General features: G+C 69.0%; 20 protein-coding genes and 1 tRNA gene. 9 read left to right on the top strand and 12 right to left on the bottom strand.

The annotated features are described in order from the left end of the window. Positions 1–3: 3 nt before the first annotated feature. From ACFYOP_RS16115 to ACFYOP_RS16090, 6 genes are all read left to right on the top strand, one after another. A complete protein-coding gene (locus tag ACFYOP_RS16115; protein WP_356894012.1) occupies positions 4–498 on the top strand; it encodes a hypothetical protein in 495 nt (164 codons plus the stop codon). Positions 499–507: 9 nt separating this feature from the next. After that, complete coding sequence (locus ACFYOP_RS16110) at positions 508–714, top strand: hypothetical protein (protein WP_356894010.1); 207 nt, start codon at positions 508–510, stop codon at positions 712–714. Positions 715–793: 79 nt separating this feature from the next. Then, positions 794–1,117 (top strand): hypothetical protein, encoded by a 324-nt coding sequence (locus ACFYOP_RS16105; protein WP_356894008.1) that lies wholly within the window; start codon positions 794–796, stop codon positions 1,115–1,117. A 5-nt stretch (positions 1,118–1,122) separates the two neighbouring features. Further along, on the top strand, positions 1,123–2,232 hold the full coding sequence (locus ACFYOP_RS16100) for a peptidoglycan-binding protein (RefSeq protein ID WP_356894006.1): 1,110 nt from the start codon (positions 1,123–1,125) through the stop codon (positions 2,230–2,232). Between the two features lie 5 nt (positions 2,233–2,237). Beyond that, a complete protein-coding gene (locus ACFYOP_RS16095; RefSeq protein ID WP_356894004.1) occupies positions 2,238–2,468 on the top strand; it encodes a hypothetical protein in 231 nt (76 codons plus the stop codon). Then, a complete protein-coding gene (locus tag ACFYOP_RS16090; protein WP_356894002.1) occupies positions 2,465–2,803 on the top strand; it encodes a hypothetical protein in 339 nt (112 codons plus the stop codon). The genes ACFYOP_RS16095 and ACFYOP_RS16090 overlap by 4 nt, the downstream gene beginning before the upstream one ends. A 58-nt stretch (positions 2,804–2,861) precedes the next feature. Here ACFYOP_RS16090 and ACFYOP_RS16085 read toward each other — a convergent pair whose 3' ends face one another. From ACFYOP_RS16085 to ACFYOP_RS16075, 3 genes are read right to left on the bottom strand one after another with little or no spacing between them, the layout of a single operon-like run. After that, positions 2,862–3,716, bottom strand: coding sequence for a helix-turn-helix transcriptional regulator (locus tag ACFYOP_RS16085; RefSeq protein ID WP_356894001.1), 855 nt, complete (start codon positions 3,714–3,716; stop codon positions 2,862–2,864). 25 nt (positions 3,717–3,741) lie between these two features. After that, entirely contained in the window at positions 3,742–4,269 is a 528-nt protein-coding gene (locus ACFYOP_RS16080; protein WP_356893999.1) for a DUF6879 family protein, read from the bottom strand. Beyond that, positions 4,241–4,501: a hypothetical protein gene (locus tag ACFYOP_RS16075; RefSeq protein ID WP_356893997.1), complete on the bottom strand. Its 261-nt coding sequence runs from the start codon at positions 4,499–4,501 to the stop codon at positions 4,241–4,243. The genes ACFYOP_RS16080 and ACFYOP_RS16075 overlap by 29 nt, the downstream gene beginning before the upstream one ends. Before the next feature lie 403 nt (positions 4,502–4,904). On the opposite strand from ACFYOP_RS16075, the gene ACFYOP_RS16070 reads away from it, so the two are divergent. The 3 genes from ACFYOP_RS16070 (at position 4,905) to ACFYOP_RS16060 (ending at position 6,783) form a co-directional block, all read left to right on the top strand. Then, complete coding sequence (locus ACFYOP_RS16070) at positions 4,905–5,189, top strand: hypothetical protein (RefSeq protein ID WP_356893995.1); 285 nt, start codon at positions 4,905–4,907, stop codon at positions 5,187–5,189. Next, positions 5,182–5,469, top strand: coding sequence for a hypothetical protein (locus ACFYOP_RS16065; RefSeq protein ID WP_356893993.1), 288 nt, complete (start codon positions 5,182–5,184; stop codon positions 5,467–5,469). The genes ACFYOP_RS16070 and ACFYOP_RS16065 overlap by 8 nt, the downstream gene beginning before the upstream one ends. 213 nt (positions 5,470–5,682) lie before the next feature. Continuing rightward, complete coding sequence (locus tag ACFYOP_RS16060) at positions 5,683–6,783, top strand: methyltransferase domain-containing protein (protein ID WP_356893991.1); 1,101 nt, start codon at positions 5,683–5,685, stop codon at positions 6,781–6,783. A 44-nt stretch (positions 6,784–6,827) separates the two neighbouring features. Here ACFYOP_RS16060 and ACFYOP_RS16055 read toward each other — a convergent pair whose 3' ends face one another. The 9 genes from ACFYOP_RS16055 to dnaN form a co-directional block, all read right to left on the bottom strand. After that, positions 6,828–7,073 carry a helix-turn-helix transcriptional regulator gene (locus ACFYOP_RS16055; protein ID WP_356893989.1) on the bottom strand — a complete coding sequence of 82 codons (246 nt, stop codon included), beginning with the start codon at positions 7,071–7,073 and terminating at the stop codon, positions 6,828–6,830. Positions 7,074–7,631: 558 nt separating this feature from the next. Next, positions 7,632–7,705: transfer RNA gene (locus ACFYOP_RS16050), tRNA-Ile, on the bottom strand. An 83-nt stretch (positions 7,706–7,788) separates the two neighbouring features. After that, the gene (locus ACFYOP_RS16045; RefSeq protein WP_356893987.1) at positions 7,789–8,355 is read right to left on the bottom strand and encodes a DUF3566 domain-containing protein; all 567 of its coding nucleotides are present in this window, start codon (positions 8,353–8,355) and stop codon (positions 7,789–7,791) included. An 87-nt stretch (positions 8,356–8,442) separates the two neighbouring features. Beyond that, complete coding sequence (gene gyrA, locus ACFYOP_RS16040; protein WP_356893985.1) at positions 8,443–11,046, bottom strand: DNA gyrase subunit A; 2,604 nt, start codon at positions 11,044–11,046, stop codon at positions 8,443–8,445. Between the two features lie 41 nt (positions 11,047–11,087). Further along, positions 11,088–13,157 carry a DNA topoisomerase (ATP-hydrolyzing) subunit B gene (gene gyrB, locus ACFYOP_RS16035; protein WP_356893983.1) on the bottom strand — a complete coding sequence of 690 codons (2,070 nt, stop codon included), beginning with the start codon at positions 13,155–13,157 and terminating at the stop codon, positions 11,088–11,090. A gap of 308 nt (positions 13,158–13,465) precedes the next feature. Continuing rightward, a complete protein-coding gene (locus tag ACFYOP_RS16030; RefSeq protein ID WP_356893981.1) occupies positions 13,466–14,023 on the bottom strand; it encodes a DciA family protein in 558 nt (185 codons plus the stop codon). Then, positions 14,020–15,147 carry a DNA replication/repair protein RecF gene (gene recF, locus ACFYOP_RS16025; protein ID WP_356893979.1) on the bottom strand — a complete coding sequence of 376 codons (1,128 nt, stop codon included), beginning with the start codon at positions 15,145–15,147 and terminating at the stop codon, positions 14,020–14,022. The genes ACFYOP_RS16030 and recF overlap by 4 nt, the downstream gene beginning before the upstream one ends. A gap of 56 nt (positions 15,148–15,203) precedes the next feature. After that, complete coding sequence (gene gnd, locus ACFYOP_RS16020) at positions 15,204–16,082, bottom strand: phosphogluconate dehydrogenase (NAD(+)-dependent, decarboxylating) (protein WP_356893977.1); 879 nt, start codon at positions 16,080–16,082, stop codon at positions 15,204–15,206. 101 nt (positions 16,083–16,183) lie between these two features. Continuing rightward, positions 16,184–17,314 carry a DNA polymerase III subunit beta gene (gene dnaN, locus ACFYOP_RS16015; RefSeq protein ID WP_356893975.1) on the bottom strand — a complete coding sequence of 377 codons (1,131 nt, stop codon included), beginning with the start codon at positions 17,312–17,314 and terminating at the stop codon, positions 16,184–16,186. Positions 17,315–17,469 lie beyond the last annotated feature (155 nt).

Here is a 17,469-nt window from a genome sequence, read left to right as displayed (position 1 = left end):
AGAATGGCTTTGCTTGCAGGGCAGCGGATCACCCAGCAGCGGCTCGCCGACAGCATGCAGCGCGTCATCGGATACGCGCCGATCACCGCCAACACGGCCACCACCACGACCACCGAGGCCATCGCCATCACCTCGGCCGCTCTGACCTTCCGCACCGGCCGGGCCTACAGGATCGCCCTCAGGGGCCTCGCCCAGTCGTCCGCCGGGGGCGACACCATGACGCTCAAGGTCCGCAAGACCAACACATCCGGCACCGTCTACCTGGAGAGTTTCCGGATCTACATCCCGATCAACGGCACCAACGTCGACTACTACTCCAGCCAGATCTGTACCAACACAACCGGGGCCGACGTGTCCGCGACCCTGGTCGCCACCTACCTCCGCAACACCGGCGGCGGCAACGTCATCGTGGCGGCCTCCGCGACGCACGTCTCGTACATCCGCGTCGAAGACATCGGCCTGGCAAGCGACTTCCCCAGCGCCGTCGCCATCACCTAAGGAGCAGAAATGGTTGAGATCCCATATCCCGTATACCAGACGGGTTTCTCGGCGCTCGACTCATTCTCGATCACGTTCGGGCTCGACAACCCGGATGCGATCACCGTGCAGCAGAAGGAAGACCTCCTTGCCGCGATCAGGGCTGCGGTGGAATCGGTCGCAGGAGGGGCGACCGTGTACGCAAACGTCCGCGATGTCGCCGTAGCGACCTACTGACACCCGGCCCCACACCCCGCCCCGCACCGCCACGCCCCGCGCCAGCTGGCGCGGGGCATTCGCATGTCTGGAGGCTCTTGTGCCTGCTCCAACACCGGCCGTCGGCCGGATCGTCCACTACCGCCTCAGCCAGCACGATTCCGACGCGATCAACCGCCGCCGCCGCGATGCAGAGCTCGCACGCAAGGCCGGCGGCGCCGATCGCCACACGGGGTACGTGGTGCACGTGGGGAACTCGGCCTCGGAGGGCGACATCTACCCGGCGGTGATCGTCCGCGTCTGGAACGAGACCACCATCACGGTCAACGTCCAAGTCCTCCTCGACGGGAACGACACCTACTGGGCTACCTCCCGCGCGGAGGGCGACGGACCCGGGCGCTGGTCCTGGCCGGAGCGGGTGTGATAGCCATGCCCGCCACGATCATCAGCCGCGCCACGTGGGGCGCCCGGCCGTGGGACAACGACCCGGCCAGCAACGGCCCCACACATGTGTCGCTCAGCTCGCGTACCGAGTTCTTCGTCCACTACGACGGCGCCCACCACATCACCTCGACCGGCTACGCGATCCCCCGTGCCATCGACTACCAGCACCAGACGAAGGGCTGGGCGGGGATCGGCTACAACTTCGTCGTCGACCAAGCCGGCAACATCTACGAGGGCCGGGGATGGCTGAGGCAGGGCGCGCACTGCCCCGGCCACAACATCAGCGGCATCGGCGTGCAGATCGCCGTCGGCGGCGACCAGAAGCCCACCGAGGCCGCCCTCGCCGCGTGTCGATGGCTGTACGACGAGGCGTGCCGCCGCACCGGCCGCACCCTCGCCAAGCGCGGCCACCGAGACGGCATCGCGACCCAGTGCCCCGGCGACATCCTGTACGCGTGGGTCGAGGCTGGCATGCCCGCCAAGGGGTACGAGCCGCCCGCAGACGGCACTGCGCCGCAGGGCGGAACGTCTGGCACCGTCCCGGACGTGGCCCGCTACCGCGTCACCATCAACGGCCTCGCCTACGGGTACGGCGCCCACGGCGACCACGTGACACAGGTGGGCCGCGCCCTGGTTGCCCGCGGTCACGGCGACGCGTACCAGGTAGGCCCCGGCCCTCGCTGGTCGGACGCCGACACCGCCAACTACGCGGCCTTTCAGCGCAGCCTCGGCTACCGCGGCGCCGACGCCGACGGCGTACCGGGCGAGACCAGTCTCGAGCGGCTGCTCGGCACCCTGCCCGGCGGCCGGCCGGCCGTCGACCTGTCGCAGCTGGTCGCCGCCGCCCGCCGCGACCCCGCCAAGAAGGGCACCCCCGTCAGCTACGGCGGCGCCCGCGTCGTCGAGCAGGCGCTCGCCGCCGAGGGACTCCTCGACGAGCGGTACGTCGACGGGCACTTCGGCACGGCGACCGTCACCGCGTACGCGGCATGGCAGCGCAGCCTCGGCTACCGCGGCCGCGACGCCGACGGCATCCCCGGCATGACCAGCCTCGCCCGCCTTGGGGCGAAGCACGGCTTCACAGTGAAGGGCTGACCACCATGAAGACCACGACCAAGCGCACCGTGCGCACCGTCCTGCAGACCGGCGTCGGCGTCGCCGTGGCCCTGCCCGCGATCGTGGACGCCTCCGGCATCCCCGACACCCTGCCCTGGGTCGGCGCCGCACTGGCGACCGCCGGCGGCCTCGCCCGCGTCATGGCCCTGCCCGCGGTCGAGCAGCTGCTCGACCGGTTCGGCATCGGCCTGGTCGACGAGGGAGGGCGCCGATGAGCGAGAGCACGGGCGTCCCCGCAGTCGACGGCCTGGTCATGTGGTCAATCGCCGCAGTCGCGATCTGCGGGTTCCTCGGCCTGCTGTGGCGGCTGGTCCGCGGGGTCCGGCGGATCGCGATCAGGGTGGACGACTTCGTGGATGACTGGAACGGCAGACCGGCGCGCCCCGGGGTCCCCGGCCGGGCAGGTGTGATGGAGCGCCTGGACGGCATCGAGGCACGCGTCACGAGCATCGAGCACGAGGTGCGGCCCAACTCTGGCTTGTCCATGCGGGATGCAGTCGATCGCGTAGACGTCGCTCTGAACGGCCCGCCCCCGACCGCCCCACCCTGAGCACTACGCCCCCGCCCCGGCTTCGGCCGGCGCGGGGGCGCTTTCGTCATGTCCGGGGTCAGGACAGGGCGTCGATGGCCTTCACGATCAGTGCCCGTGCGTGGGCGCCGTACACGGCCATGGACCGCAACTCCTCGAACGCCTTCAGATACAGGGCGATCTCCGAGGGCTGGGTGATCTTCACTCGGGCCGACAGCAGCTCCACCGAGACGAGTTGGTCGTCGTACATGTGGAACGTCTCGAGCGGCCACTGCGGCCGTTCGCGAGTCTCCTGCGGCAGGATGCCGAGCGACACGGCCGGCAGCGCGCCCGCGGTCAGGAGGTGTCCGAGCTGGGCGGCCATCGCGTCCGAGTCGCCGAGCTGGTAGTGCAGGGCCGCCTCCTCGATGAGGAACACGAATCGGTGCCCAGGTTCGAGGATGATCCGGGACCGTTCCACGCGCGCGGCTGCGGCCTCGGCCCCGTCGTTCACCGGCACATCACGGAACTCGGCGATCCGGCTGAGCAGGGCGGAGGCGTAGCCCTCGGTCTGCAGCAGCCCGGGCACCATGGTCGAGGAGTAGACGCGGAACAGGCGGGTCTCGCGGAAGAACTGAACGTAGCTGTCCTGCAACTGCTTGAGGCCCGAGCGGACCTGGTGACGCCACTCGCTGTACATCGACTCGGCGTTCAGCGACTGGGCGATGAGGTCGTCCGCCTGGTCGACTGCCCCGCATGCCTGGCACCAGGCGCGGATGTCCTTCGCGGATGGGGCGGTGCGCGCGTTCTCGATGCGGCTCGTCTTGGCGTGGTGCCAGGCGCACCGTGAGGCCAGCTCAACGACCGTCAGTCCGGCGCCCTTGCGGATGTCCCGGAGCCGGGCCGCGACGGTCTCACGGGCGGCCTGAGCCGAGGACGACGGAGAGAAGGACATGAGCTGGCCTGTTCGGTACTTCCTGTTAGCGGATTTGGTACTGGTCGTGGGGAACGGCTCGTTCCCAGACGGCTTCGAACGCCTCGGTACACAGCTTGGCAGCGACGGGATCGTCGGTGATTTCGCCGCCGCCGGACGAGCCGTCGCCGGCGAAGTGGTTCCAGTGGACCCACTGTTCGTCGAACAGCCAGAAGTCGTTGCCGGGCAGGGCGATCGCAGATGCCTGCCGGCGGGGCAGCCAGCGCACCTGCTCACCCGCGGCAACGTTGGTGAACGTGCCGTCGTAGAGGAACCGGGTGTACTCGCTGACCGGCTCGGACACGATGCGTGCCCGGCGCACGACGACACCCCGGGCGACGGTCTCCTCGATGAGGTCGAGCCAGGGCCGCCACCACGATGCCCGGTCGCTGGGGTTCAGTCGGGCGCCGGCTCGCCAGTCGGCGAATGGGCCCTTCTCGTAGTCGACGGCGTAGGAATCCCGCATCTCGAGGTGGACTGCGGAGCGGGTGCAGGCGCCGATCAGGTCATCGAACGTCGGCTCGGTCGAGCTCATCGCACGCCTTCCTGATCATGTGGACCATGCTTGCGGGGATGCGGATCACGGCCTCGCTGTCCGGGATGCCGACCGCGTGCCCCGGGACTTCGAACGCGGCGCATTCGGCCTCGAGTTCACGGTCTGGCTTCCAGCCCTGCAGGACGAGTTCCTTCTTCTCCTGGTCGACCCAGACGGTGGGACTCTCGCGGTCGCCTGTGTTGGGGTCGATCCCGATGAACAGTAACGACATGTCAGCCTCCTGCGACGTGGTGTGCAGATGTGTGCAACACCGTCTTCGATCGGCAGGGGCTGGTCAAGGGGGCGATGCGGTCTCGCGCGGCGCTGGAGTGGTTGGGCGCACAGATCTGCACATTGCTGGAGGAGTGCACATCAGATCTCTACGGTCGTGACCAGCGGCGTCCGATGCCGCCTTCCTGTGCACATGCGGCGCAGGGCCCCAGACGACCGCCGGGAGACGCCGTGCCCGATGAACGCAGGGAATGTACGTACTGCCCGAAACCTGGCGCTGATGTGTGCGTACGGGTCCACGGCTCCTCCTCTGGAGCCGGGCGTTCGATCTTGGCCCACAGGGCCTGCGCGCAGCAGCGCAAAGTGCCGGTCCTCTACGCCGTCCTCTCGACGGAGCGCGACGGATGAGCCGGCGCACCATCATCAAGGCAGCTGAATGGCACCTCGGATTGGACACCACCAAGGGTGCTCCGGAGCAGGCCCTGCACGAGGCGGAGTGCACGACGTGCGGCGAGAAGTCCGGCGCGACAGAGGGACGGCAGCTGCCGGCCGAGACATGGGCCATCAAGCACACCGGAGAGCGGCCCGGTCACCGCTCCTTCCGCGCCACGACCACCTCGTTCTGGCGCGTGACCCCGGCGCCTGGAAACCCCTACGCCGACAGCGAGGCGGAGGTGTCTCGTGGCTAGCACCCTGGCATGCGCCCTCTGTCCCGAGACGACCCCGCCGCCGGACGCAGTCATCGGCCACCGCCCGGCCGGGTCCGGCCCCGGCTGGCCGATCCTCGCCCACCTCATCTGCGCCGCCGAGGACGGCGTCAGAGTCGTGGGCGAGTGGACCGCCGACGACACCGAGCAGCTGGCGCGAGCGTGGGGCAGGAGCCGCACTGCGGCGGCAATGAGCGGGCTTCCGGCACCGGTGTCCCCCTGCACGTGCACCAGGGCGGATGCCCCGCCGAAGTCCAACTGACCCCGCTCCGGCCGAGTCGGAAGGCCGGCCGGAGCGGTGTATCGGTATCCACCATCACAGAGGAGAGTGATCCCATGGCCCACCCGCTGCGGAATCAGGCCGACGACGGGAAGCACGGGGGGAATCCGGCCCCGATCAAGCCCTGGACCCCGCCGCCCACACCGCCCAACCCTGACGGCCAGGGCGGCCGCTACGTAGGCGACGGCGCCTGACGTGGTCACCACCCAGACTGACGGGTATGCCGCGCTCGTGGACGACCTCCAGGAGCGCGGCCTGCTCGACGACGAATGGGCGCCCGTCTGGCGAGCCGTCCGGCGCGACACCTTCATCCCGGACCAGATCTGGCGGCAGGAGCCGGACCACTGCGAGCCCATCACATCACGCGAGGACTGGCTGGCCCTGGTCCACAGCGATCTGCCGGTCGTCACCCAGCTCGACGACGGCCAGGAGGACGGGCCCGGGATCGCGACGTCGTCCAACTCCCAGCCGAGCATGGTCGCTACGATGCTCGATCTCCTCCGGGTCGAGAGCGGTCAGCGGGTGCTGGAGATCGGCACAGCCACCGGCCATGTCGCAGCGCTGCTGTGCGAGCGTCTCGGTGAGGAGCACGTCTACAGCATCGAGATCGATCCCGTGCTCGCCAAGCGGGCCGCAGTCGCCTTGCACACAGCTGGGTACATGCCGCAGCTGCGCTGTGGCGACGGAGAAGCGGGATGGTCAGATGCAGAGCCGTTCGACCGTCTGCTCTCGACCTGCGCCCTGCGGCACATCCCGATGGAGTTCGTCCGGCAGGTCCGGCCTGAAGGGCTGATCGTGGCCCCGCTCGTGCGGGACTTCTGGAGCGGCGCTCTCGTGCAACTTCAGGTGGACGAGGACGGGTCGGCGTCAGGAAGGTTCCGGAGCGGGGCGTCGTACATGCCGATGCGGTCGCACCGGCAGGCTACGGACGTGTCTGTGGACGACTCCACCGCGCGCCCGCGGCCGCCTGCTACGGACCTGCCGCGACTGCTGGAGCTCGGCTTCGCCGTCTACGCCGGCGCCCGGCTGCCCGGTGTCTCGATGTGGCACACGGAGGAGGCCGGCGGCGTTCAGGTATGGGCGCTGGCTGAGGACGGCTCCGCGGCGCGGGCAGCCACCGGCGAGGACGTCTGGCAGTACGGACCGCAGAGTCTGTGGGAGGAGATCGAGCGGGTTCACGGCGAGTACCTGGAGCTCGGCAGCCCCGCCGCGAGCTCGTTCGGGATGACGGTCACGCCGGACCGGCAGTGGGTGTGGCTCGGGCAGCCTCGTGTCGAGGTCGCTCCGGAGCCGTAGAAGCCGCCTGGCCGGTCCCGCCCCCCGTCGGGTCCGGCCAGGCTCTACTCGGTGAGGCCGGCGAGGACGTCGCTGGCCGGGACGCCGAGTGCGCGGGCCAACTGGAGAAGTAGGCCGACGCTGGGATCGCTGGTGCCGCGTTCGACGCGGTGGACGGTCTTGTGGTCGATGCCGACCCGTTCGGCGAGCTCCCATTGACTGAGCTTCGCCTTGAGGCGTGCGTCACGCAGGCGGTCGCCGATGACACGGCGCTGGGTGAGCACCCAGTCGGGCTGCGGATCGATCGGCACCCGTCAACGCTCGAACGATCATGGCACTCTGTCTTTACCTGGCCAGGTAAATATCAAGATCAAAGAATTTGCCAGGCAGGGTACAGACCACTGTCGGTGGTCGTCCGTAGGCTCTCCGCTACTCCCCGCCCCGAGAGGGGTGGGTCGAGGCGCGCGGCCGCAGTGTGATGTGCATCCGCTGCGGCCGCAGCGCGCTCCTCCTGAATCTGGCTGAGCCCAACCGCTCCACACCGCACCACGGTGTGGAGCGGTCTAGTCTGGGCAGCAAGACGCCCCCTGCCGAATCATGCGGCAGGGGGCGTCCCTTCCGGCGGGAAAGCCTCCCGACAATCCACACCGGGCCTGACTGGGGTTGTGCATCAGACGAACGGAAGCATCACGTCCGTCTCCCCACTCCGCCACTGTACCCATGGCGACAGATCTTCTACACGCGGTAGGGCCGTCCTGGGCGAAAGTCCCTAAGTTACGGACCAGTACCGGACTCTCAAGATCCACACATGTAGAAGGCCCGGTAGACGTTTCCGTCCACCGGGCCTCTGACCTGCACTCAGGTCACTGTGGGGCTAACAGGATTTGAACCTGTGGCCTCATCCTTATCAGGGATGCGCTCTAACCAACTGAGCTATAGCCCCGCCGCGCTGCGCGCTGACCTCTGAAGATTAGCGCACACGCGGTGCAGCGCCAAAATCGGAATCCCGGGGACCCCGAAGCGGCGCTACTCGTCCTCGGCGAGCGTGAGCTCGACACCGCCCACAAACCCGGCGGAGAGGTTGTAGATGAAGGCACCGAGCGTCGCCAGCGCTGTGGCCAGCACCACATCGATCACCGCGATGACCGAGGTGAAGATGAGCACCCGCGGCAGCGAGAGGAACGACTGGAGGTCGAATCCGTTGCTCTCGTTCGAGCCGGTCGCCTCGCTGATCGTGCCGCCGACGGTCGAGAAGACACCCATCGCGTCCATGACCATCCACAGCACGGCGGCGGCGACCACCGTGCAGATCCCCAGCGCGATGGAGAGCAGGAAGCTGACCTTCATCACCGACCACGGGTCGGCCTTGGCCACCCGCAGCCGCGCCTTGCGGGTACGCGGCGTCGTACGGGCCCCTGTGCGGGGCCTGCGCACCGCGGCGGCCGCTTCCTGGCCGGTGCGCTGCTGTCCAGCCTGCGTCCCGCCCGGCGAGGGATACGCCTGCGGAGGGTGGTACGGCTGGCCGACCTGCGGGGCAGGCTGCTCGCCGCCATACGTCTGGTACGGGGGCTGCTGCCCCCGGGTGTCCGTCACTGTGGCCCCCTGGGAGTCCGCGGCAGGGCCACGGGCACCGTTCGCTCCGGATGCGGCCGGTCCGGCGCCCGTGGCTCCACTCACGCTCTACTCCTCGTGCTCCCCGGCCGAGGACTGTGTGCCCTCGGCTTCCGCCTCGGCCGGCTCGATGTCGGCCTCTTCGGTCCCTTCGACCTCTTCGGCCTCGCGACCGGCCTCGGCGTTACGAGCGATGCCGACGACGGCATCGCGCTTGCCCAGGTTGATCAGTTGGACGCCCATGGTGTCACGGCCGGTCTCCCTGACTTCGTTGACTCGCGTGCGAATCACACCGCCGCCGAGCGTGATGGCGAGGATCTCGTCGGTCTCCTCGACCACCAGCGCGCCCACGAGCGTGCCGCGGTCCTCCACGATCTTGGCGGCCTTGATACCCAGACCGCCGCGGCCCTGGACGCGGTACTCGTCGACAGCGGTCCGCTTCGCGTACCCGCCATCGGTGGCAGTGAACACGAACGTACCGGGCCGGACGACATTCATCGAGAGCAGTTCGTCGCCCTCCCGGAAACTCATGCCCTTGACGCCGGACGTCGCACGTCCCATCGGGCGCAGCGCGTCGTCCGTGGCGGTGAAGCGGATGGACTGCGCCTTCTTGCTGATGAGCAGCAGGTCGTCCTCCGCGGAGACCAGCTCGGCGCCGATCAGTTCGTCGTCCTCGCCGCTCTCCGTCTCACGGAGGTTGATGGCGATGACGCCGCCGGAGCGCGGCGAGTCGTAGTCCTTCAGGGGCGTCTTCTTCACCAGACCGCCCTTGGTGGCGAGCACCAGGTACGGCACGGCCTCGTAGTCGCGGATCGCCAGGATCTCGGCGATCTGCTCGTCCGGCTGGAAGGCCAGCAGGTTGGCGACGTGCTGGCCGCGCGCGTCGCGGCCGGCGTCCGGCAGCTCGTACGCCTTGGCCCGGTAGACCCGGCCCTTGTTGGTGAAGAACAGCAGCCAGTGGTGGGTGGTGGAGACGAAGAAGTGGTCGACGATGTCGTCTTCCTTCAGCTTCGCCCCGCGCACACCCTTGCCGCCGCGCTTCTGCGAGCGGTAGTCGTCGGTCTTGGTGCGCTTCACATAGCCGCCACGGGTGATCGTGACGACGATGTCCTCCTCGGCGATCAGGTCCTCGATGGACATGTCACCGTCGAAGGGCACCAGCTTGGAGCGGCGGTCGTCGCCGTACTTGTCGACCAGCGCCGTCAGTTCGTCGCTGACGATGCCGCGCTGCCGCTCCGGCGAGGCGAGGATCGCGTTGTACTCGTTGATCTTCGCCTGCAGCTCGTCGTGCTCCTGCACGATCTTCTGGCGCTCCAGGGCGGCCAGCCGGCGCAGCTGCATCTCGAGGATGGCGTTGGCCTGGATCTCGTCGATCTCGAGCAGGCCCATCAGGCCCCCTCGTGCGACGTCGACCGTGTCGCTGCGCCGGATCAGCGCGATGACCTCGTCGATCGCGTCCAGCGCCTTGAGGAGACCGCGCAGGATGTGCGCCCGCTCCTCGGCCTTGCGCAGCCGGAACTTGGTGCGCCGGACGATGACCTCGATCTGGTGCGTCACCCAGTGGCGGATGAACGCGTCCAGCGACAGGGTCCGCGGCACTCCGTCGACGAGCGCCAGCATGTTGGCGCCGAAGTTCGTCTGCAGGTCGGTGTGCTTGTACAGGTTGTTCAGCACGACCTTGGCGACGGCGTCGCGCTTGAGCACGATCACCAGCCGCTGGCCGGTGCGCGACGAGGTCTCGTCGCGGACGTCCGCGATGCCGCCGATCTTGCCGTCCTTGACCAGGTCGGCGATCTTCTGCGCGAGGTTGTCCGGGTTGGTCTGGTACGGGAGTTCGGTGACCACCAGGCACTGGCGGTTCTGGATCTCCTCGACCTCGACGACCGCGCGCATCGTGATGGAGCCTCGACCGGTGCGGTACGCCTCCTCGATGCCCTTGCGTCCGACGACCAGCGCGCCGGTCGGGAAGTCCGGGCCCTTGATCCGCTCGATCAGCGCCTCGAGCAGTTCCTCGTGCGTGGCCTCGGGGTGCTCCAGCGCCCACTGGGCGCCGGCCGCGACCTCGCGGAGGTTGTGCGGCGGGATGTTGGTGGCCATGCCGACGGCAATACCGGCGCTGCCGTTGATCAGCAGGTTCGGGAAGCGCGCCGGCAGGACCGTCGGCTCCTGGTTCCGGCCGTCGTAGTTGTCCTGGAAGTCGACGGTCTCCTCGTCGATGTCCCGGAGCATCTCCATGGCCAGCGGCATCATCTTGCACTCGGTGTACCGCATGGCGGCGGCCGGGTCGTTGCCCGGGGAACCGAAGTTGCCGTTGGAGTCCACCAGCGGCATGCGCATCGACCAGTGCTGGGCCAGGCGGACCAGGGCGTCGTAGATCGAGGTGTCGCCGTGCGGGTGGTACGTGCCCATGACGTCACCGACGACGCGGGCGCACTTGTAGAAGCCCTTCTCGGGCCGGTATCCGCCGTCGTACATCGCGTACAGCACGCGCCGGTGGACGGGCTTGAGACCGTCCCGCACGTCGGGCAGCGCGCGCGAGACGATGACGGACATCGCGTAGTCGAGATACGAGCGCTGCATCTCGGTCTCGAGCCCCACGGGCTCCACGCGCATGCCCACGCCCGGAACGATGGGCTCCTCTTCGGGCGTCACAGTGGTGTTCTCGTCGGCCATTGCTGGTCTTCAGTCCTTTCGTGCGGTCAGCTGAGACCGACTCAGATGTCGAGGAAGCGGACGTCCTTGGCGTTGCGCTGGATGAACGAGCGCCGCGCCTCCACGTCCTCGCCCATCAGCACCGAGAACAGGTCGTCGGCCTGGGCCGCGTCGTCCAGCGTGACCTGGCCGAGCACTCGGTGGTCCTGGTCCATGGTGGTGATGCGCAGCTCCTCGGCGTTCATCTCGCCGAGGCCCTTGAAGCGCTGGATCGAGTCTTCCCTGATCCGCTTGCCGCTCCGCTTGCCCAGATCCACCAGGGCGTCGCGCTCGCGGTCCGAGTAGGCGTACTCGAAGTCGTCCCGGCCCCACTTGATCTTGTACAGCGGCGGGCGCGAGAGGAAGACGTGCCCCGCCTCGACCAGCGGCCGCATGAAGCGGAACAGGAAGGTGAGCAGCAGGGTGTTGATGTGCTGACCGTCGACGTCGGCGTCCGCCATCAGAATGATCTTGTGATAGCGGAGCTTCGCGATGTCGAAGTCCTCGTGGACACCGGTGCCGAAGGCCGAGATCAGCGCCTGCACTTCGGTGTTCTGCAGGATCTTGTCGATCCGCGCCTTCTCGACGTTCAGGATCTTGCCGCGGATCGGCAGGATGGCCTGGTACATCGGGTTACGGCCGGACTTGGCGGAGCCGCCGGCCGAGTCGCCCTCGACGATGAAGATCTCGCACTTCGTCGGGTCGTTCGACTGGCAGTCACTCAGCTTGCCGGGCAGCGACGCCGACTCCAGCAGGCCCTTGCGGCGTGTCAGGTCGCGGGCCTTGCGGGCCGCGACGCGTGCCGTCTGGGCCTGGATGCCCTTGCGGATGATGTCCGCGGCCTCGTTCGGATTACGGTCGAACCAGTCGGTGAGGGTCTCGTGAACGACCTTCTGCACGAAGGTCTTCGCCTCCGTGTTGCCCAGCTTGGTCTTCGTCTGGCCCTCGAACTGCGGCTCGCCCAGCTTGATCGAGATGATCGCGGTGAGACCCTCGCGGATGTCCTCGCCGGAGAGGTTGTCGTCCTTCTCCCGCAGCAGCTTCTTCTCGCGCGCGTAGCGGTTCACCAGGCCCGTCAGAGCGGCTCGGAAGCCCTCTTCGTGCGTGCCGCCCTCATGCGTGTGGATCGTGTTCGCGAAGGAGTAGACACCCTCGGTGTACTGCGAGTTCCACTGCATGGCGATCTCGACGGCGAGCATCCGCTCGCGGTCCTCGGACTCGACGTCGATGACCGTGGGGTGGATGAGCTCGCCCTTGCGGGAGTTCAGGTACTTCACGAAGTCGACGATGCCGCCCTCGTAGTGGTACTTGACCGTCCGCGCCGGTTCCGCGATGTCTTCCGGCTCCTCGCCCGTCTCCGCACCGGCGGTGGCCTTGGCCGACTCGCGCTCGTCGGTCAGCGTCAGGGTCAGGCCCTTGTTCAGGAACGCCATCTCCTGGAAGCGGCGCGAGAGCGTCTCGAACGAGTACTCCGTCGTCTCGAAGACGTCGGGGTCCGCCCAGAACGTGACCGTGGTGCCGGTCTCGGTGGTGGCCTCGTGGCGCTCCAGCGGCGCGGTGGGGACGCCCGACTTGTACTCCTGCGTCCAGCGGTAGCCGTCCGTCCTGATATCGACGGCGAGCTTGTAGGACAGCGCGTTCACCACGGAGACACCGACGCCGTGCAGACCGCCGGAGACGGCATAGCCGCCGCCGCCGAACTTGCCGCCCGCGTGCAGCACGGTGAGCACGACCTCGACGGCCGGCCTCTTCTCGACGGGGTGGATGCCCACCGGGATGCCACGGCCGTTGTCGACGACCCGTACACCGCCGTCGGGGAGGATCGTGACGTCGATCGTGTCGGCGTGGCCGGCCATGGCCTCGTCGACGGAGTTGTCGACGACCTCTTGCACGAGGTGGTGGAGGCCGCGCTCACCGGTCGAGCCGATGTACATGCCGGGGCGCTTGCGGACCGCGTCCAGACCCTCGAGGACGGTGATCGCGCTGGCGTCGTACGAGGCCGTGACCTCGCCGTTCCGACCGGCAGGGGTGGACGGAGTGTTCTCGTTGGGGTTGCCGGAATCGGCCACGAAGCGCCCTTTCTGGCACAGCACGAGCCGTTCACCGGCTAGCGGGGAGCGGCTGCGTCGTTCGGCATCTAATCGACGTGTCCCGCAACAGAAGCGGGACTGTCGACCAGTCTACCGGTATCGCTGACACTAATGGGGGTTTGCCGGTAGCTGAGTCCGCCTGTGGCGCCCTGAACCGTCGCCGTCCGACTCCCCATATCCGGGAAGGGGCTCCAAGAGGCTCACACCGGCTTTGAGCGCTTCGGCCTGTCAACCTCTCGCTACCGTGAGGGACACCTCAGCCACACCGCCCGGTTCCTCCCGTTACGGGCGGCGCGAAAAGCCGCCGGACCTCATCCGTAGGTGTCGCCCGGACCGGTACTGCCGGGCGCCCGCAGGGGGCCGTATCTCCGCTGCGGGCCACCGGGTCCCAGCACCTTGATCGCGCGGACGGTGCCGTGCCCGAGGTCTTCGTTGAGCCGGGCCACCAGCCGCGGAGCGAGCAGACGCAGTTGCGTCGCCCACGCCGTCGAGTCGCACTGCACGGTGAGCACCCGCTCGTCCGGAGCCTCGTCGTAGCGCAGCGGTACGCAGTGGTTGGCCAGGTCGCCGCCCACGATCTGCGGCCAGCGGCCCATCACCCCGCCCACGGCCGCCGGCGTCTCCCAGCCCCGCTCGGTGATCAGCCGGTTGATCGCCGCTCCCAGCGGCAGCGGGTCGCGGCCGTCCGCCCGCGCGCCCGAGCGCAGCCCGCCACCACGTCTGGCCTGCTTCTTCTGCTGGGCCGCCGCGCCGCGGGCCTTGGCCTGCTCCTTCGCGGCCCGCAGCGCCACGCGCGCCAGATCCACACCCGACGCCTCGGGTGCTCCCGTGGTCTCGGGCCCGGCCGGCCGCTGGGCTCCCTCGCTCATACCCGCTCCACCGCTCCGCCGAAGACCTCGTACCGTGCGCCCGCCAGCACGGCGGGTACGTCGTCGTCGACCGCCGCGGTCACCAGCACCTGCTCTCCGGGGGCCACCAGCTCCGCCAGCCGCTCCCGCCGCCGGGTGTCCAGCTCCGCGAAGACGTCGTCGAGTACGAGCACGGGCTCGTTGCCCTCGGCCCGCAGCAGGTCGTAGGAGGCGAGCCGCAGGGCCAGCGCGTACGACCACGACTCACCGTGGCTCGCGTAGCCCTTGGCGGGCAGTTGCCCCAGCTTCAGGACCAGCTCGTCACGGTGCGGGCCGACGAGGGTCACGCCCCGCTCGATCTCCTGCTTGCGCACCTCGGCCAGCGCCGCCGTCAGCTGCTCGGTGAGCACCTCGCGGGTGTGCGACTCCCCTGCCGGACCGGCGGAGGAACGGTACTCCAGCAGCACCGGCCCGCCTCCCGGCGCGAGCGCCTCGTACGCCTTGTCGGCCAGCGGCTGCAGGGCGGCGATCAGGTCGAGCCGCTGGGCCGTCACCTCGGCGCCCGCGCGGGCCAGGTGCTGGTCCCAGACGTCGAGTGTCGACAGGTCCATACCGCGCCCGCCGTGCCGCCGGGCCATCGCCGCCGACTTCAGGAGCGTGTTGCGCTGCTTGAGCACCCGCTCGTAGTCGGAGCGGACACCCGCCATCCGCGGCGAGCGCGCCGTGACGAGCTCGTCCAGAAAGCGCCTGCGCTCCCCGGGGTCGCCCTTCACCAGCGCCAGGTCCTCCGGGGCGAAGAGCACCGTGCGTACGATGCCCAGCACATCACGCGGTCTGACCTGCGAGGACCTGTTGATCCGCGCACGGTTCGCCTTGCCGGGGTTCAGCTCGAGCTCGACCAGTTGCGAGCGCTCCCCCTGCGTGACGGCGGCCCGGATGACCGCCCGGTCGGCCCCCATCCGCACCAACGGCGCGTCCGAGGAGACCCGGTGGCTGGCCAGGGTGGCCAGATAGCCGACGGCCTCGACGAGATTCGTCTTGCCCTGCCCGTTCGGCCCCACGAAAGCGGTGACGCCCGGATCGAGAGGGACCTCGACCCGGGCGTACGAGCGGAAGTCGGCCAGCGACAGATGCGTGACGTGCATGGTGTGCGCCGACCTTCCCCCGGCATGGCTGTGCACCGCGGTGCACAGCCTTCTGACTACTTCTTGCTCTCCACCGCGTGACCGCCGAACTGGTTGCGCAGCGCGGCGATCATCTTCATCTGCGGGGAGTCGTCCTGGCGGGACGCGAAACGGGCGAACAGCGACGCGGTGATCGCGGGCAGCGGGACGGCGTTGTCGATGGCGGCCTCGACCGTCCAACGGCCCTCGCCGGAGTCCTGCGCGTAACCGCGCAGCTGCTCGAGGTGCTCGTCCTCGTCCAGCGCGTTGACCGCGAGGTCGAGGAGCCAGGAACGGATGACCGTGCCCTCCTGCCAGGACCGGAAGACCTCGCGCACATCGGTGACCGAGTCGACCTTCTCCAGGAGTTCCCAGCCCTCGGCGTAGGCCTGCATCATCGCGTACTCGATGCCGTTGTGGACCATCTTCGCGAAGTGGCCGGCGCCCACCTTGCCCGCGTGGACGGCTCCGAACTCGCCCTCGGGCTTGAGGGCGTCGAAGATCGGCTGGACCTTGGCGACGTTCTCGGCGTCACCGCCGTACATCAGCGCATAGCCGTTCTCCAGGCCCCACACACCACCCGAGACGCCGCAGTCGACGAAGCCGATGTCCTTGAGGCCCAGCTCGACGGCGTGCTTCTCGTCGTCGGTCCAGCGGGAGTTGCCGCCGTCGACGACCACATCGCCCGGGGAGAGCAGTTCGGCAAGCTCGTCGATCGTGGACTGCGTCGCGGCCCCGGCCGGGACCATGACCCAGACGACCCGCGGGCCCTCGAGCCTGCCCACAAGCTCCTCAAGGCTGTGGACATCAGCGAGGTCCGGGTTGCGGTCGTAACCGACGACGGTGTGGCCGGCGCGGCGGATGCGCTCACGCATGTTGCCGCCCATCTTGCCGAGACCGACGAGACCGAGCTCCATCAGATGATTCCTCAATCGTTGTGTGCAGTACCTACCCGTGCCCGAGCCTACGCCGGGACACGGGTGCACACCTGTGGGGTCACGCGCTCAGAAGCCGCTGCTCAGCCGCTCAGCCGCACCGGCATGATCAGGTACTTGTACGCCTCGTCCGCCTCCGCGTCCACGGCCGGCTTGCCGCTCAGCAGCGCCGGCTTGGTGGAGGTGGTGAACGACAGCTGGGCGACGGGCGAGTCGATCGCGCTCAGACCGTCCAGAAGGAACGTCGGGTTGAAGGCGATCGAGATGTCGTCGCCCTCCAGCTGCGCGTCGACCCGCTCCACAGCCTGTGCGTCGTCGCTGGAGCCGGCCTCGAGGATCAGCACGCCCTGCTCGAAGCTGAGCCGCACCGGGGTGTTCCGCTCGGCGACGAGGGCCACGCGCTTGACGGCCTCGACGAACGGCGCCGTCTCGATGACGGCCACCGAGTTGAACTCGGTCGGGAACAGGGTGCGGTACTTGGGCAGGTCGCCCTCGAGCAGCCGGGTCGTGGTCCGCCGGCCGGCGCCCTCGAAACCGATCAGGCCCTCACCGGCTCCGGAGCCGGACAGCGCCAGGGTGACCGTGTCGCCGCTCGTGAGCGCCTTGGCCGTGTCCAGGAGCGTCTTGGCGGGCACCAGGGCGACGGCCGAGGCGTCCGGGTTCTCCGGCTTCCACAGGAACTCGCGGACCGCGAAGCGGTAGCGGTCGGTCGAGGCCAGGGTGACGCTGTCGCCCTCGATCTCGATCCGCACACCCGTCAGCACCGGGAGGGTGTCGTCGCGGCCGGCGGCGATGGCGACCTGTGCCGCGGCGGAGGCGAAGACCTCGCCGGGCACGGTGCCGGTCGCGGTCGGCATCTGCGGCAGGGCCGGGTACTCCTCCACGGGAAGGGTGTGGAGGGTGAACCGGGAGGAGCCGCAGACCACGGTCGCCCGTACACCGTCTGTGGAAATCTCCACCGGCCGGTTGGGGAGGGCGCGGCAGATGTCGGCGAGGAGACGACCGGAGACCAGGACGGTGCCGTCCTCGTCGACCTCCGCCTCCACCGAGACCCGCGCCGAGACCTCGTAGTCGAAGCTCGAGAAGCTGACCGCGCCGTCCTCCGCCTTCAGAAGAAGGCCCGCAAGAACGGGCGCCGGCGGGCGGGCCGGGAGGCTGCGGGCCACCCAGGCCACCGCCTCCGCGAGTACATCGCGCTCCACCCGGATCTTCACCCGAACCGCCTCCTGCTGTTGCTGCTGGCTCGCCCTGCTGGCCTTCGTCGTCGGCTTGATGCCGGGGACCAGTCTGACGCACGGCGGGGACAGTCGGTGCGGGTCGGGGTCAAGTCGCTGCGAGAGGCACGGGGCGGTCCGGGGCCGAGTTGTGC

Origin of the sequence: Streptomyces sp. NPDC006294, from assembly GCF_042870895.1 — a bacterium.
In the GTDB taxonomy this organism is placed as follows: Bacteria; Actinomycetota; Actinomycetes; order Streptomycetales; family Streptomycetaceae; genus Streptomyces.
The sequence above is the reverse complement of the archived record's forward strand: the minus strand, read 5'-3'. Positions and strand labels throughout refer to the sequence as shown.

Bases quoted from the DNA above. Each gene is read 5' to 3' on its own strand.
- ACFYOP_RS16115 (WP_356894012.1), top strand. From the start codon at position 4: ATGGCTTTGCTTGCAGGGCAGCGGATCACCCAGCAGCGGCTCGCCGAC.
- ACFYOP_RS16110 (WP_356894010.1), top strand. From the start codon at position 508: ATGGTTGAGATCCCATATCCCGTATACCAGACGGGTTTCTCGGCGCTC.
- ACFYOP_RS16100 (WP_356894006.1), top strand. From the start codon at position 1,123: ATGCCCGCCACGATCATCAGCCGCGCCACGTGGGGCGCCCGGCCGTGG.
- ACFYOP_RS16095 (WP_356894004.1), top strand. From the start codon at position 2,238: ATGAAGACCACGACCAAGCGCACCGTGCGCACCGTCCTGCAGACCGGC.
- ACFYOP_RS16090 (WP_356894002.1), top strand. From the start codon at position 2,465: ATGAGCGAGAGCACGGGCGTCCCCGCAGTCGACGGCCTGGTCATGTGG.
- ACFYOP_RS16085 (WP_356894001.1), bottom strand. From the start codon at position 3,716: ATGTCCTTCTCTCCGTCGTCCTCGGCTCAGGCCGCCCGTGAGACCGTC.
- ACFYOP_RS16080 (WP_356893999.1), bottom strand. From the start codon at position 4,269: ATGAGCTCGACCGAGCCGACGTTCGATGACCTGATCGGCGCCTGCACC.
- ACFYOP_RS16075 (WP_356893997.1), bottom strand. From the start codon at position 4,501: ATGTCGTTACTGTTCATCGGGATCGACCCCAACACAGGCGACCGCGAG.
- ACFYOP_RS16070 (WP_356893995.1), top strand. From the start codon at position 4,905: ATGAGCCGGCGCACCATCATCAAGGCAGCTGAATGGCACCTCGGATTG.
- gyrA (WP_356893985.1), bottom strand. From the start codon at position 11,046: ATGGCCGACGAGAACACCACTGTGACGCCCGAAGAGGAGCCCATCGTT.
- ACFYOP_RS16030 (WP_356893981.1), bottom strand. From the start codon at position 14,023: ATGAGCGAGGGAGCCCAGCGGCCGGCCGGGCCCGAGACCACGGGAGCA.
- recF (WP_356893979.1), bottom strand. From the start codon at position 15,147: ATGCACGTCACGCATCTGTCGCTGGCCGACTTCCGCTCGTACGCCCGG.
- gnd (WP_356893977.1), bottom strand. From the start codon at position 16,082: ATGGAGCTCGGTCTCGTCGGTCTCGGCAAGATGGGCGGCAACATGCGT.